Consider the following 14,160-nt stretch of genomic DNA (forward strand, 5'->3'; position numbering starts at 1 on the left):
TTTCCATGCGCATCTCTGTTGTGGTCGACGGCACCAGATACTCCGACGATGTGGAGCCGCGGACCCTGTTGGTGCACTATCTGCGCGAGCGGATCGGCAAGGTCGGCACCGTGTCCGGCTGCGACACCAGCAATTGCGGCGCCTGCACGGTGCATCTGGACGGGCGCAGCGTCAAATCCTGCTCGGTGCTGGCGGTCCAGGCCGACGGGCACGAGGTGACCACCATCGAGGGGCTGGCGCAGGACGGAGCGCTGCACCCGGTGCAGGAGGCATTCCACTCGCACCATGCGCTGCAGTGCGGGTACTGCACGCCGGGGATGATCATGCAGTCCGTGGACCTGCTCGGCGAGAACCCCGATCCTGACGAGCAGCAGATCCGCGAGGGCCTCGAGGGCAACCTGTGCCGCTGCACCGGCTACCAGAACATCGTCCGGGCCGTGCAGGATGCGGCGGTCCGCATGCGTGAGGGTTCCGCCGCACAGACCGGAGGTGCCCGATGACCTCCGTCGCCGAACCCCAGGCCCACTCCGGTGAGATCGGCCGTTCGCGCACCCGCAAGGAGGATGCGCACCTGATCACCGGCCGCACCCGGTGGACCGCCAACATCACGTTGCCGGGCATGCTGCACATGGCGGTGCTCCGCAGCCCCGTCGCCCATGCGCGCATCACCGGCATCGACGTCTCCGAGGCGCGCGGGATGCCGGGGGTCGTCGCCGTCTACACCGGCGCGGACCTCGGTGAAGAGCAGGGCAGCCTGCCCAATGCGTGGCCCGTCACCCCCGACCAGAAGGCGCCTCCCGCCCCGCCGCTGGCGGTGGACACGGTGAACTTCGCCGGCGATGCCGTGGCCGTGGTCGTCGCCCGCAGCGACTACGAGGCGCACGACGCGCTCGAGGGCATCGACGTGGACTACGAGGACCTGCCCGTCGTGCTCGACCTCGAGTCCGCCGTCGCCGACGGGGCCGAGCTGGTGCATCCCGCACTGGGCTCCAACGTCAGCGCCGTGTGGTCGCTCGACTCCGCCCAGGCGGGCAGCGGCGACGATGTCGACGCCGCCATTGCCGAGGCCGAAGGTTCTGCGGAGCACATCGTGGTGCGCCGCACCCTGCACCAGCAGCGGCTCATTCCCGCGTTCATGGAGCCGCGCGCCGTCGTCGTGGACCCCACGGCCGAGCAGATCACGATGTGGTCCGCCACGCAGATCCCGCACATCCTCCGGCTCATGCTCGCGATGACGCTGGGACTGCCGGAGCACAAGCTGCGCGTCATCGCGCCCGACGTGGGCGGCGGCTTCGGCGGCAAGCTCCAGGTGACCCCGGAGGAGGTGCTCACCCTCGTCGCCGCCCGCCGGCTGGGCAAACCGGTCAAGTTCGCCGAGACCCGCGAGGAGGCGATGGCCACCGGCCACCACGGCCGCGCGCAGGTGCAAAGGCTCACCCTGGCGGCCCGGCGCGACGGCACCGTCACCGGACTCAAAGTGGACCTGCTCGCCGACATGGGCGCCTACCTGCGCATCCTCACCTCGGGCGTGCCCATCCTGGGCGGGTTCATGTACAACGGCATCTACAAGATCCCCGCCTACCGGTTCACCTGCACCAACGTGTTCACCAACAAGGTGCCCACCGACGCCTACCGCGGCGCGGGACGGCCCGAGGCCACCTTCGCCATCGAGAGGATGATGAGCGAGCTGGCCGCGGAACTCGGCATGGACCCGCTGGCCGTCCGGGAGAAGAACTGGATCCGGCACGAGGAGTTCCCTTACACCACCGTCGCCGGGCTCACGTACGACACCGGCAACTACGAGGCGGCCACTGCGAAGTCCCGTGAACTGTTCGACTACGACGCGCTGCGTCGCGAACAGGCGGAGCGGCGCGAGCACGGCGACGCCGTCCAATTGGGCATCGGGGTATCCACGTTCACGGAGATGTGCGGGCTGGCCCCGTCGCGTGTGCTCGGCTCGCTCGATTACGGCGCCGGCGGCTGGGAACATGCGTCCATCCGCATGCTGCCCACCGGCAAGGTCGAGGTGGTCACGGGCATTTCCCCGCACGGGCAGGGCCATGTCACCGGCTTCAGCCAGCTGGTGGCGGACAGGCTCGGCGTGCCCTTCGACGACGTCGAGATCATCCACGGCGACACGCAGGCATCCCCCAAGGGCCTCGACACCTACGGTTCCCGCTCGCTCACCGTCGGGGGCGTCGCCGTCGCACACGCGGTGGACAAGGTGATCGCCAAGGCCCGCCCCATCGCCGCCCACATGCTCGAGTGCGCCGAGGACGACCTGGACTTCGCCGACGGCGGTTTCCGCGTGCGCGGCACGGAGGCCGCCGTCGGCATCGCCGACGTGGCGCTGGCGGTCTTCGCCGCGCACGACCTCCCCGACGGGGTCGAGCCGAGCCTCGATTCGCAGGCCACCTACGACCCGGAGAACTTCTCGTATCCGCACGGCACCCACCTGTGCGCGGTGGAGGTCGACACCGACACCGGCCGGGTGGCGCTGCGCTCCTATGTGGCGGTCGACGACGTGGGCACCGTGGTCAACCCGATGCTCGTGGAGGGCCAAGTCCACGGCGGCCTCGCTCAGGGGATCGCGCAGGCGTTGTTCGAAGAGGCCGTCTACGACGATTCCGGGACTCTGCTCAGCGGTTCGTTCGCCGAGTACCTGCTGCCCTCGGCGGCAGACCTGCCCTCATTCACCACCGACCGCACCGAGACGCCCGCCACCAGCAACGTCCTCGGCGTCAAGGGCGTCGGCGAGGCGGGCACCATCGCCTCCACCCCGGCGGTGGTCAACGCGGTGCTCGACGCCGTCCGCCACCTCGGGGTGCAGGACATCGACATGCCGTGCACGCCGATGCGCGTGTGGAAGGCCATCCAGGAAGGTGCAGGTGCACGATGATCCCCTCCGCATTCGACTACACAGCGCCGGACACCGTCGACGACGCCCTGCGCGCCCTCGCCGACGCCGGCGACGACGCCAAGATCATCGCCGGCGGCCAGAGCCTCATGCCGGTGCTGCGCCTGCGCATGAACGACCCGGCGGTGGTGGTGGACCTGGGCCGCATCGCCGAGTTGCGCGGCGTGCGCGACGACGGCGACGCGGTGGCGATCGGCGCGATGACCACCCACCACGACGTGCTGCACGACCCGCTGGTGCGCGACCACGCCCGGCTGCTGGCCGAGGCCGCGGGCACCGTGGCGGACGCGCAGATCCGGCACCGGGGCACGCTCGGTGGGGCGCTGGCCCACGCCGACCCGGCGGGCGACCTCCTCGCCCCCGCCCTGGCGCTGGACGCGACGATGACCATCGCGGGGCCGCAAGGCCGGCGCCAGGTGCCCGCGGCCGAGTTCTTCAAGGACCTGTTCACCACCGCGGTGGGGCCCGACGAGATCCTCGTCGAGATCCGCGTGCCCAAGCACACGGGGTGGACGGGACACTACGAGAAGTTCAACCGGACCGCACAAGCCTGGGCCATCGTCGCCGTCGCGGCCGCGCTGAAGGTGTCGGACGGGCGTATCGCGGAGGCCCGGGTGGCGCTGACCAACATGGCGTCGGTCCCCGTGCGCGCCCGCGGGGTCGAAGAGGCATTGGTGGGCCGCCCCGCCGACGCCGCCACCATCCGCGACGCCGCCGCGCGTGCCGGTGAGGGCACCAGCCCCACCCCGGACGGCAACGCCGACGGGGAATATCGCACGCACCTGGCGCAGATCCTCACTGCCCGGGCGGTGGCGGCCGCCGCCGGCACGTGACCCGACCCCCGTTCCCCGGCCACGCCCGGTGCGAACCTCCCGCCCACCACCGTGATGCAAAGGAGAAGACCCAGTGGAACTGGAGCACTCGTTCACCGTGCCCGCGTCCGTCGACGAGGTCTGGCAGGCGCTGCTCGACCCCGAACGCGTGGCACCGTGCATGCCCGGCGCCACGCTCACCGGGGTGGAAGCGCAGACGTTCACCGGTAAGGTCAAGGTGAAGCTCGGCCCGGTGTCAATGCAGTACAAGGGCACCGGCGAATACATCGAGACCGACGAAGCCACCCACACCGTGGTGATCAAGGCCGCCGGCAAAGACGCCAAGGGCAACGGGACCGCGGCAGCCACCGTGACGCTGCGGCTCACCGGCGACGGGGAACGCACCTCCGGAGCCTCCACCACCGACCTCACCGTCACCGGGAAGCCGGCACAGTTCGGGCGGGGCATGATCGCTGAGGTCGGAGGGAAGATCCTCGAACAGTTCGCCGTCAATCTGGGCGACGCGCTCGCAGCATCCGACGGCCGAAGCTCCGAGGGGCAGGACGACTCCGAGGGGCAGGACTCCGTGGGCCCCGGCACCGCCGGCGACGCCGGGGGCGGTTCCACGGACGGCGGTGGCACGGTGGGCGCCGCCGGAGCGGACGCCGCCGCACCGGCCGCCCCGCTTTCCACCGGAGACGGCGCGGGCCCCGCCGGCCGCCCCGCCGCCGCGCCACGTGAGACGGAGGCGCTCGACCTGTCGGAGTTCGCCCGCGGCGCGGTGCTCAAACGTGCACTGCCGCTGATCGGGGCGGGCGCCGTCGCCGCGCTGATCGTGATGGTCATCCTGCGGTGCCGCCGGGGTGAGGACGACTGACGGGTGCCATGCTGGGCGGCATGACACTGCAGGCCGGATCCGGCATCACCCGCGCCGCGCCGGCGCACGCCGACGAGCTCGCCGCCCTCGCCGCGGTGACCTTCCCCCTCGCCTGTCCGCCCGGGGTCACCGAGGCGGACGTGCGCGTGTTCGTGGCCGAGCACCTGTCCGCCGCCCGGTTCGCCGAGTACCTGGCGGACCCGCGCCGCACCCTGCTGCTGGCGCGCGAGGGCGGGTCCGCGGTGGCCTACGCGATGCTCGTGCACGCTCCACCCGCCGACGCGGCGATCGCCCGGCTCATCACACATGTCCCGGCGACGGAGATCAGCAAGTTCTATGCCGACCCCGCCGCCCACGGCACCGGCGTCGCCGGCGCCCTCATGCGGGCGGTGCTGGAGTCGTGCCGCGCGCGGGGCGACGCCGGCGCATGGCTGGGGGTGAACCAGGAGAACACGCGGGCGCAGCGGTTCTACTGCAAGCACGGTTTCGCCGTCGCGGGCACCAAGACGCTCCGCGTCGGCGCGGACGTGCACGACGACTATGTGATGACCCGCACGGTATAGCAGCCGGACACCCGGCCGACGTCACCCCGCGGAGGCGACGCTGAACCGCGAGAGCGCCAGCAGCCGCGAGGTGGCGCGCAGGTACTTCTTGCGGTAACCGCCGGAGAGCATCTCCTCGGTGAAGATCTCGTCGAGACGGGCGCCCGCCACCGTGACCGGCACCCCCGCGTCGTAGAGCCTGTCGGCCAGCACCACGAGCCGCAGCGCCACGGCCTGGTCGCGGGCCGCGTGCACGCCGTCGATGAACACCGCGGACACGCCCTCGACCAGCTTCTTGTACCGCGACGGGTGCAGCTTGGCCAGGTGGTCGCACAGCGCGTCGAACTCGTCCATGCTGGCGCCCTCCGTGGCCTCCGCCAGTTCGTGCAGGCGGTCCGACGTCACCGGCTCGGGCGCCGGCGGGAGGTCGCGGTGGCGGTAGTCGGGCCCGTCGACCCGGATCGTCTGGAAGATCGACGACAGGCTGCGGATCTCGCGCAGGAAGTCCTGCGCGGCGAAGCGGCCCTCCCCCAGCTGGCCGGGCAGCGTGTTGGAGGTGGCCACGATCGACACGCCCTGCGCGGACAGCTCGGTGAGCAGGCGCGAGACGAGCATCGTGTCGCCGGGGTCGTCCAGCTCGAACTCGTCGATGCACAGCACGCTGTGCCCGGAGAGCTGCTCGACCGCGTTGTTGAAGCCCAGCGCGCCCACCACGTGCGTGAGCTCGACGAAGGTGCCGAACGCCTTGGGCGACGGAGCCGCGTGGTAGATCGACGCCAGCAAGTGCGTCTTGCCCACGCCGAACCCGCCGTCGAGGTAGAGCCCGGAGCCGGTGGCGGTCTTGCTCTTGCGACCGAACAGGCCCCGTCTGCCCTTCTTGTCGCCCAGGCCGCTCGCGAACTTCTCCGCCGCCCGCACCGCTTCGGTCTGCGACGGTTCCGCCGGGTCCGGAATGTACGAGGCGAAGCTGACGTCGTCGAACATCGCCGGAGGCGTGAGCTGGCCCACGAGCTGGTCCGACGGGACCTGGGGGTTGCGGTCGACGAGATGCTGGAGCATTTCGGCAGTTTAAGCGATGTGATGTGATCGACCTCGTGCACCGTGACAGTAATGCGATCCAGTTCACAGCCTTGGATGCTCCCGCCGGGGGCCATGCACCGTCCCCCGCCGGCCCGCTCTCCCCGGACCGGCTGGCCGCGCTGTACGCGTACCCGGAGGCGCACGGCCCCTGGATGCGGGTCAACTTCATCACCAGCGTGGACGGCGCCGTGGCCGTCGACGGCCGGTCCGGGGGGCTCGGCGGCCCCGGCGACCGCCGTGTGTTCGGCCTGCTGCGCGCCCTGGCCGACGTCATCGTGGTCGGCGCCGGCACCGTGCGGGCGGAGAACTACGGGGGTGCGCGGATCCCCGCCGAGGACCGCCGGCGGCGGGTGGCCGCGGGCCGGCCGGAGATCCCGCGGATCGCCGTGGTCAGCGCGACGGCGCGCATCGACCCGTCGCACCGGCTGTTCCACGACACCGCGGTCCCGCCCCTCGTCATCGTCTCCTCGGCGGCCGACCCGGTCCACGTGCGGGCGCTCGAGGAGGCGGGCACGGAGATCGCGGTGCTGCCGGACCGGCCCCGGGAGTCCGGTGCCGGGCCCGGCGCTGCACGGCCCGACGTGGCCGGCATCGCACCGATACTCGCCGCCCGCGGGCTGACCCGCATCCTGTGCGAGGGCGGCCCCAACCTCACCGGCCGGTTGCTCGCGGCGGGGGCGGTGGACGAGCTGTGCCTGACCGTGGCGCCGGTCCTCGTCGGGGGCAACGCGCCGCGCATGGCGGTGGGGCCGGCATCGACGCCCGCGCCGCTGACCCGCCGGCACCTCCTCGCCGGCGACGACGGCGCGTTGTTCACCCGCTGGACCGTCGCACGGGGCCGGGACGAGCGGTGAGGGCCGGCGGCTGGCACGCTCGTGGGGTGCGTCGATCAGACAAGTACCCGTCCGCCGGCATCGCCCTCGCGGGAGCGGCCCTCGCGGGAGCGGTCCTTTCGGGGTGCGCGGCGGGGCCTTCCATGCCCCCGGACTATGCGGTCGCCGGCCAGGCGCAGGGATCACCGGCCACGCCGACCACCACCGCGCCTCCCCCGCCGCCGCACGCCGGGGTGCCGCAGCAGCAGCCGCGCTGGCGGCCCTGCCGCACCGACCCCACCGTCGGGCTCCCCCCGGGCCCGGACGGCCTCGTCATCGAATGCGCGACGATCACCGGCCCGCTCGACCCTGCCACGTCGCAGTCGGACGTGGGCATCGACCTCACCCGCGCGCGCACCGCGGCGACCCCCCAGGACGCTGCCCCGCTGGTCCTCATGGCGGGAAGCGACCAGTCCTCGCGCAGCGCGCTCGCCGGCCTGGCGACAGGCACGGGCGGCGCGGTGGTCGACGCGCGCCCGGTGGTGGCCGTGGACCGCCGCGGCACCGGGCCGTCCACCGATCCCGCCTGCTTCACCGGCACCGACGCCGCCGACCTCACCGCGGCGGGGCGCGGAGGTGACCCGGTGGCCCGCGCGCAGTCCATGATGGACACCGTCAACCGCGTCACCGTCTCGTGCACCGACGTGCTGCGGCCCGCCGTCGACGCGTTCGACGCCGTGCACGCCGCCTCCGACATCGACACGCTCCGCAATTACTGGGGCGTCGACAAGATCGCGCTGCTCACCCTGGGCGACGCGTCCGACGTGGCATTGGCGTACCAGGCCAATGTGCCCGGCCACTTGGCGCGCCTGATCATGGACTCGCCCGGCCCGCTGCGCGTCGACGCCGCGACCACCGCCGAGCGCAGGGCCCAGGCCGATCAGGCGGCGCTCGCCCGGTTCGTCTCCGACTGCACGGCCACCGGCTGCGCAGCGGGTCCCGACCCGGCGCGCACCCTCGGCACGCTGCTCGACTCGGCGGAGATGGGCCTGATCCGGGGCGTGAGCAGCGGCTCGGTGCTCACCGTCGTCCGGCAGACGCTCGCCGACTCCGCGCGGCCGTGGGACCAGCGGGTGGCCCGGCTCGGCGAGCTCATCGGCGGAGCCGCGCGCGGCGAGGTGGACGCGTTGCGCGTGTTCGCCGATGCGCAGGCCGTCACCAGCGGCGAGTTCGTGGCGCAGTGCAGCGACGCGCCGCCGCCGGCCACGCCGGACCAGTCGCACACCGCGCAGACGGACTGGGCGGGCAAGTACCCCGTGTTCGGCGCGGACGCCGCCGTCCGGATGCTCACCTGCGCGTCCTGGCCGTCGCACCAGGAGCCGGATCTGCCCGAGGGCTTCGACGTGCCGGTGCTGCTGTTCTCCGGCGCGGCGGACACCGTGGTGGGTTCCGGCGCGGTGGATTCGGTGACCGCCGCGATCGCGCGCACCGGTTCGCCTGCTGCGACCGTGACCTGGGAGGGGGTGGGACACGGGGCACTGTGGGGATCGGGCTGCGCCGTCGAGCAGCTCGGCCGCTATCTCGACGATGCCGCGATCCCCCCGGGGGGCACCGCCTGCCCGGTCTGATCCGCGCCGCCCGCCGTACGGGGCGTGACGGTGCGTGACCGGCCGCGCCGCGGCGTCCCCCGCCTCTTACAGCGTGCGGCCTCGGTCACCGACGGGGTGTCCCGGCGCACCCCCGCGGCGATACGCGATACCGTGCACGCGTGCCGTCGACCGATCTCCTCCTGCCCCGCACCGCATGGACCCGCTCCGCGGCCATCAAGGCCGCGATGTGGCCGATCGCCGTGTTCACCGTGCTCCACCGCGTGCTGTCGCTGGCGGTGCAGGGGGCGCACACCGACGACTTCAACCCGGTCTACGACGCGGCATGGCGGTTCTGGCAGCACCTGCCCATCTACGGCGGCGACCTCGACACCGTCACCCCGCACTACCTGTACCCGCCGGGCGGGACCCTGCTGCTCTCCCCGCTGGGCCTGATCAACTACGAGTGGTCGCGGTGGCTGTTCATCGCGGCCAACGCCGTGGCGATCATCATCGCCGGCTACCTGCTGCTGCGGCTGTTCGACTACGGCATCCGGTCCGTGGCCGCGCCCGTACTGCTGTTCGCCATGTTCTTCACCGAGACCGTGTCGAACACTCTCATCTTCAGCAACGTCAACGGGATCGTTCTGCTCTGCGAGGTCCTGTTCCTCACGCTGATGGTCCGCGGACACCACCTGTGGGCCGGCGTGCCCATGGGCCTGACCATCGCGATCAAGCCGGTGCTGGCGCCGATCCTGCTGCTGCCGCTGCTCAAGAAGCAGTGGCGCCCGTTCGTCGCCGCTCTCGGCATCCCGCTGATCCTCAACGCCGCGGCGTGGCCCCTGATCACCGACTCGACCGAGTTCATCAACCACACGCTCCCCTACCTCACCGAGGCGCGCGACTACTTCAACAGCGCCCTCGTCGGCGCGGGCGCCTACTTCGGGGTCGCCGAGCCGCTCGTGTGGGTGGTGCGGATCCTCCTGGGGCTGACGGTGCTCGTGTCGCTGTATCTGCTCTTCCGCTTCCACCGCGCCGACGAACGGTTCTACCTGTGCACAGGCACCGGCGTGCTGCTCACGGCGTCGTTCCTGCTGGGGTCGCTGGGCCAGCAGTACTACTCGATGCTCGTGTTCCCGTTGATGATGACGGTGGTGCTGCGCAACTCCGTGGTGCGCACCTGGCCGGCGTGGGTGGCGGCCTACCTGTTCCTCAGCTTCGACAGCTGGTACTCGTCGCGGTTCATCATGACCGGCAAGACCATCGAATCGCTGCGGGCCACGTTCGGCTGGGCCCTGCTGCTCGTGGTCATCTTCACGGTGCTGCTCAACCGGTACCTCGCGGCCCGGGCGCAGGGTCGGCTCGACGGCGGCATCGACCCGCTCCCGCCGGACGGACCCGCCCGGAGTGCCTCCGCGCAACGTCGCCCTCACGACCGCGGAGACGAGCAGGACCGGGGCGCTCCGGCCGGGGCGCCTTCCGCGGACGGCGACGGGACGGACGGGCGGGACGAGAACTCCGGCGATGGCCCGGCGGGTGCGCAGAGTATTACCGTGGGGACATGACTTCCGGACAGTTGCCAGCCCCCCAGGTCGAGCGCTCCGATGCGGAGTGGCGCGCGCAGCTCACCCCCGACGAGTACGCGGTGCTGCGGCAGGCCGGCACCGAACGCCCGTTCATCGGCGAGTACACCGACACCACAGACGAGGGCGTCTACGAGTGCCGCGCCTGCGGCGCCGAGTTGTTCCGCAGCACCGAGAAGTTCCACTCGCACTGCGGCTGGCCGTCGTTCTTCGACCCCGCACAGTCCGACGCGGTGATCCTGCGCGAGGACGCGAGCATGGGCATGGTGCGCACCGAGGTGCTGTGCCGCAACTGCCACAGCCACCTGGGCCACGTGTTCACCGGCGAGGGCTATCCGACGCCCACCGACCAGCGGTACTGCATCAACTCGATCTCGCTGCGCCTCAAGCCCGCCTAGCCGGCCCGGCGGGCCGACGACGTGCGGGCCGTACGCCCAGGCCGCGGGCCCGTGCGCACGGCCCGCACGTCCGGGGCCCGCGAGGTCAGGGCAGGGCTTCGATGAGCCGGGCGGCCGGCACCCGCGGCCCGGTGAAGAACGGGACCTCCTCGCGCACGTGCAGCCGGGCTTCGCTGGCGCGCAGGTCACGCATGAGGTCCACGATGTCGGCCAGCACCGGCCCCTCGAACGCGAGGATCCACTCGTAGTCGCCCAGCGCGAACGCCGGGACCGTGTTGGCCCGCACGTGCGGGTAGGCGCGGGCGCCCATGCCGTGCTCCGCGAGCATGCGGCGCCGGTCCTCGTCGGGCAGCACGTACCAGTCGTAGGAGCGGACGAACGGGTACACGCAGACGTAGTCGCCCGGATCCTCGCCGGCGATGAACGCGGGCACGTGGCTCTTGTTGAACTCGGCGGGACGGTGCAGCGCGGCGTTGCTCCAGTACGGTGTGCTGGCGCGCCCCAGCGCGGTGGTGCGGCGCAGGTCCGTGTACACCTTCTGCAGGTCCTCGATGCGCTCGGCGTGGGTCCACATCATCCAGTCGGCCTCGGCGCGCATGCCCTGGATGTCGTAGAGCCCGCGCAGCTCGACGCCGCGCCCCTCGAGTCCGCCGAAGAACTCCTCGGCCTCGGAGATCGCCGCCGAACGGTCCTCCCCCAGCTCGCCCGGCGTCACATGGAACACCGAGAACATCAGGTAGCGGACGGTGGAGTTGAGCTTCGCGTAGTCGAGTTTCGCCATGCCCTCATCCTGCCACCGACGACGGCGAGGCGGCCGTCGCGGACGTCACACCGCGGGAGTCAGCGTGTGATGTCCCCCACGACCGATTCCGCCGCCGCGCGCGCCCCGCCTATGCATGCCGGCACGCCGACCCCGTGCCAGGCGCTGCCGGCGACGCCGAGCGCGGGCAGCCCCGCCACCGCCGTTTCGATCGCGGCGACCCTGTCCTCGTGACCTGCACCGTACTGCGGCAGCCCGCCGCGCCAGCGCTGCACGTGCACGTCCACCGGTGCAGCGTCGACGCCCAGCAGGGCGTACAGGTCGCCGCGTGCCCGGGCGACGAGGTCCCCGTCGGATTCGCCGACGACCTCCGCGGCGCCGTACCGGCCGTACGACAGCCGCAGCAACCGGACGCCCGCCTCGTCGACCGGGGCGAGGTGCGGCCATTTGTTGCTCGACAGGGTGCAGGCTTTGGCGCCCACCCCCCGTTCCCCGGTGGCGACCAGCACCCCCGACGCGTCGGGCAGCGCGGTATCGAAGGGCAGGGCGAGCGCGACGACGGCGGAATCGGCGAGGGGTATCCGCGCGGCCTCGGCCGCGGCCACGGCCGCCGCCGTCCGCAGCAGCCGCGCCGCCCGGGGCGCCGGCAGCGCCAGGATCACCGCGTCGACGTGCAGCACACGCCGGCCACGGTCCGACCCGGTCCCGTCCGCGGGCTCGACGACGAGCCGCCAGGCTCCGTCCGCCGATCCTCCGGCCCGCTCGACCGCGGTCACCGCCGTGCGCATGCGGATCTCCGCCCCGCTCTGCCGGGCGAGGGCGTCGACGAGCCGGGAGTACCCCCCGCGCAGCGCCCCGAACACCGGCCCGGTGCCGGCGGCCCGCCGGGATTCCTCCGCCGCGGCGGCCACTGCCCGTCCCAGCGACGGCGCTCCCGCGTCGAGCGCCCGGGCCAGGCCGGGCAGCGCCGCCCGCACGCCGATCGTCCCCGCCGACCCCGAGTACACCCCGCCCAGCAGCGGGTCGACGCACCTCTCCACCACCGCGGCGCCGTAGCGGCACCGCACCAGCTCCCCCACCGTGGTGTCGAAGCCGGGTGCCCACGACATCGGGGCCGCGTCGCGCCGCGCCGCCTCCGCGGCGGACGCGCCCAGCAGGCCGGACAGCGACGCCGGGTCGGCGGGGATCCCCATCAGGGTGCCCGTCGGCACGGCACGCAGCCGGCCCCCGGCGCGCAGCAGCGGGGAGCGACCCGCAGGGTGCACCACCTCGCCGTCCAGCCCCAGCTCCGCCAGCAGCGCCGGCACCTCGGGACGGCGGGCCAGGAAGGCCTCCGCGCCGACCTCCATGGGCACACCGGCGAGCGGAACGGTGCGGAGCTTGCCGCCGAGCCGCCCCGACTGCTCGAACAGCGCGATGCGGCAGGCGCCGCCCAGCAGCGAACGGACGCGGTGCGCCGCCACCAATCCGCTCACCCCGCCGCCCACGACGGCGACGCGCAGCGGCGCGCCCGCGCCCATTGCGACCGTGCCGGTTGCGGCTGTGTTCGTTTCCGCTGCGCCGTGGCGGTCCGCCATCAGTACTCGTGCACCCATTCCACGAGCCGGGTGAGCATGTCCGGATCCGTGTCCGGCAGCACCCCGTGCCCCAGGTTGAAGACGTGCCCGGCCGCCCCCGCCCGCACGGCCCGTTCGCCCGCCTCGAGCACCTCCACTGCCTTGCGGCGCACCGTCGGCGCGTCGGCGAAAAGCACCGCCGGGTCCAGGTTGCCCTGCAGGGCCTGGCCGCCGCCGATCCGCCGGGCGGCGTCGTCCAGCGGCACCCGCCAGTCCACCCCCACCACGTCGGCGCCCGCGTCCGCCATCTCCGCCAGCAGCTCCCCGGTGCCCACGCCGAAGTGGATGCGCGGGATGCCGGCCCCCGCCACCTCGGCGAACACCCGTTCCGAGTGCGGCTTGACGTATTCGCGGTAATCGGCGAGAGACAGCGCGCCCGCCCACGAGTCGAACAGCTGGACCGCGTCGACCCCCGCCGCGATCTGCGCGCGCAGGAAGGTGATCGTGTTGTCCGTCAACAGGCCCATGAGGGCGTGCCAGGTGTCCGGTTCGCCGTACATCAGCGCCTTGGTGTGCTCGTGGTTGCGGCTGGGACCGCCCTCCACCAAGTAGGACGCGAGCGTGAACGGAGCGCCGGCGAAACCCACGAGCGGCACGCGCCCCAGCTCGCCCACCAGCAACCGGATCGTCTCGGCCACCGGGCCCACCTGCTCGGCCATCAGACGCGGCAGCGCGTCGACCCCGGCGCGGGTGCGCACCGCCTCCGCCATCACCGGGCCCCGCCCGGCGACGATGTCCAGGTCCACCCCGGCGGCCTTGAGCGGCACGACGATGTCGGAGAACAGCACCGCTGCGTCCACGTCGTGCCGGCGCACCGGCTGCAGCGTGATCTCGCAGGCGAGGTCGGGGGTGAAGCACGATTCGAGCATGCCGATGCCTTCACGGACCCGCCGGTACTCGGGAAGCGAACGGCCCGCCTGCCGCATGAACCACACGGGGCGGCGCGAGGGCGTGCGCCCGTGCGCCGCGGCGATCAGCGGCGCGTCGGTGAGGTCGCGGCGGGCGGGGCCGGGCCGGCCCGCAGGCGGCGTCGCGGCGTCGGAAGCGGGGGTCGGGAACTCAGCCATGGTCACATCATCTCCCGGTATCGGTCGCCGCGGAAATCCGCGGCCGCGCTCGTCCCCCGCAAGGGTGCCACGCCGCCGGGCGGGGCCGGTGCACCGCGGATCACGGGGCG

General features: G+C 72.9%; 13 protein-coding genes. 9 read left to right on the plus strand and 4 right to left on the minus strand.

Annotated features, from left to right (window positions below):
• Window positions 1-5: 5 nt before the first annotated feature.
• The 5 genes from H4F70_RS11670 (at window position 6) to H4F70_RS11690 (ending at window position 5,169) form a co-directional block, all read left to right on the plus strand.
• A complete protein-coding gene (locus H4F70_RS11670; protein ID WP_182347668.1) occupies window positions 6-500 on the plus strand; it encodes a (2Fe-2S)-binding protein in 495 nt (164 codons plus the stop codon).
• Window positions 497-2,899: a xanthine dehydrogenase family protein molybdopterin-binding subunit gene (locus tag H4F70_RS11675; protein WP_182357325.1), complete on the plus strand. Its 2,403-nt coding sequence runs from the start codon at window positions 497-499 to the stop codon at window positions 2,897-2,899. The genes H4F70_RS11670 and H4F70_RS11675 overlap by 4 nt, the downstream gene beginning before the upstream one ends.
• Window positions 2,896-3,750: an FAD binding domain-containing protein gene (locus tag H4F70_RS11680; RefSeq protein WP_182357326.1), complete on the plus strand. Its 855-nt coding sequence runs from the start codon at window positions 2,896-2,898 to the stop codon at window positions 3,748-3,750. Before H4F70_RS11675 ends, H4F70_RS11680 begins: the two co-directional genes overlap by 4 nt.
• A gap of 73 nt (window positions 3,751-3,823) precedes the next feature.
• Window positions 3,824-4,606 carry an SRPBCC family protein gene (locus H4F70_RS11685; protein WP_182357327.1) on the plus strand — a complete coding sequence of 261 codons (783 nt, stop codon included), beginning with the start codon at window positions 3,824-3,826 and terminating at the stop codon, window positions 4,604-4,606.
• 20 nt (window positions 4,607-4,626) lie between these two features.
• On the plus strand, window positions 4,627-5,169 hold the full coding sequence (locus tag H4F70_RS11690) for a GNAT family N-acetyltransferase (protein WP_182357328.1): 543 nt from the start codon (window positions 4,627-4,629) through the stop codon (window positions 5,167-5,169).
• Window positions 5,170-5,190: 21 nt separating this feature from the next.
• On the opposite strand, the gene zapE is transcribed toward H4F70_RS11690, so the two are convergent.
• The gene (gene zapE, locus H4F70_RS11695; protein ID WP_182347659.1) at window positions 5,191-6,207 is read right to left on the minus strand and encodes a cell division protein ZapE; all 1,017 of its coding nucleotides are present in this window, start codon (window positions 6,205-6,207) and stop codon (window positions 5,191-5,193) included.
• Between the two features lie 35 nt (window positions 6,208-6,242).
• On the opposite strand from zapE, the gene H4F70_RS11700 reads away from it, so the two are divergent.
• The 4 genes from H4F70_RS11700 to msrB all read left to right on the plus strand — a co-directional run bounded on the left by H4F70_RS11700 (window position 6,243) and on the right by msrB (window position 10,607).
• Entirely contained in the window at window positions 6,243-7,082 is an 840-nt protein-coding gene (locus tag H4F70_RS11700; RefSeq protein ID WP_235681069.1) for a pyrimidine reductase family protein, read from the plus strand.
• 26 nt (window positions 7,083-7,108) lie between these two features.
• Window positions 7,109-8,668, plus strand: coding sequence for an alpha/beta hydrolase (locus tag H4F70_RS11705; protein WP_182357329.1), 1,560 nt, complete (start codon window positions 7,109-7,111; stop codon window positions 8,666-8,668).
• 140 nt (window positions 8,669-8,808) lie between these two features.
• Window positions 8,809-10,191: a glycosyltransferase family 87 protein gene (locus tag H4F70_RS11710; RefSeq protein WP_235681070.1), complete on the plus strand. Its 1,383-nt coding sequence runs from the start codon at window positions 8,809-8,811 to the stop codon at window positions 10,189-10,191.
• Entirely contained in the window at window positions 10,188-10,607 is a 420-nt protein-coding gene (msrB, locus tag H4F70_RS11715; RefSeq protein WP_182357330.1) for a peptide-methionine (R)-S-oxide reductase MsrB, read from the plus strand. The genes H4F70_RS11710 and msrB overlap by 4 nt, the downstream gene beginning before the upstream one ends.
• An 85-nt stretch (window positions 10,608-10,692) precedes the next feature.
• On the opposite strand, the gene hemQ is transcribed toward msrB, so the two are convergent.
• The 3 genes from hemQ to hemE are packed head-to-tail and all read right to left on the minus strand — an operon-like array spanning window position 10,693 to window position 14,050.
• Entirely contained in the window at window positions 10,693-11,388 is a 696-nt protein-coding gene (hemQ, locus tag H4F70_RS11720; RefSeq protein ID WP_182347653.1) for a hydrogen peroxide-dependent heme synthase, read from the minus strand.
• Window positions 11,389-11,447: 59 nt separating this feature from the next.
• Window positions 11,448-12,887, minus strand: a complete 1,440-nt coding sequence (gene hemG / locus H4F70_RS11725; RefSeq protein WP_182360364.1) for a protoporphyrinogen oxidase — start codon at window positions 12,885-12,887, stop codon at window positions 11,448-11,450.
• A gap of 56 nt (window positions 12,888-12,943) precedes the next feature.
• Complete coding sequence (gene hemE / locus H4F70_RS11730; protein WP_182357331.1) at window positions 12,944-14,050, minus strand: uroporphyrinogen decarboxylase; 1,107 nt, start codon at window positions 14,048-14,050, stop codon at window positions 12,944-12,946.
• Between the last annotated feature and the right edge of the window lie 110 nt (window positions 14,051-14,160).

This window comes from Tomitella gaofuii (assembly GCF_014126825.1).
GTDB lineage: Bacteria > Actinomycetota > Actinomycetes > Mycobacteriales > Mycobacteriaceae > Tomitella > Tomitella gaofuii.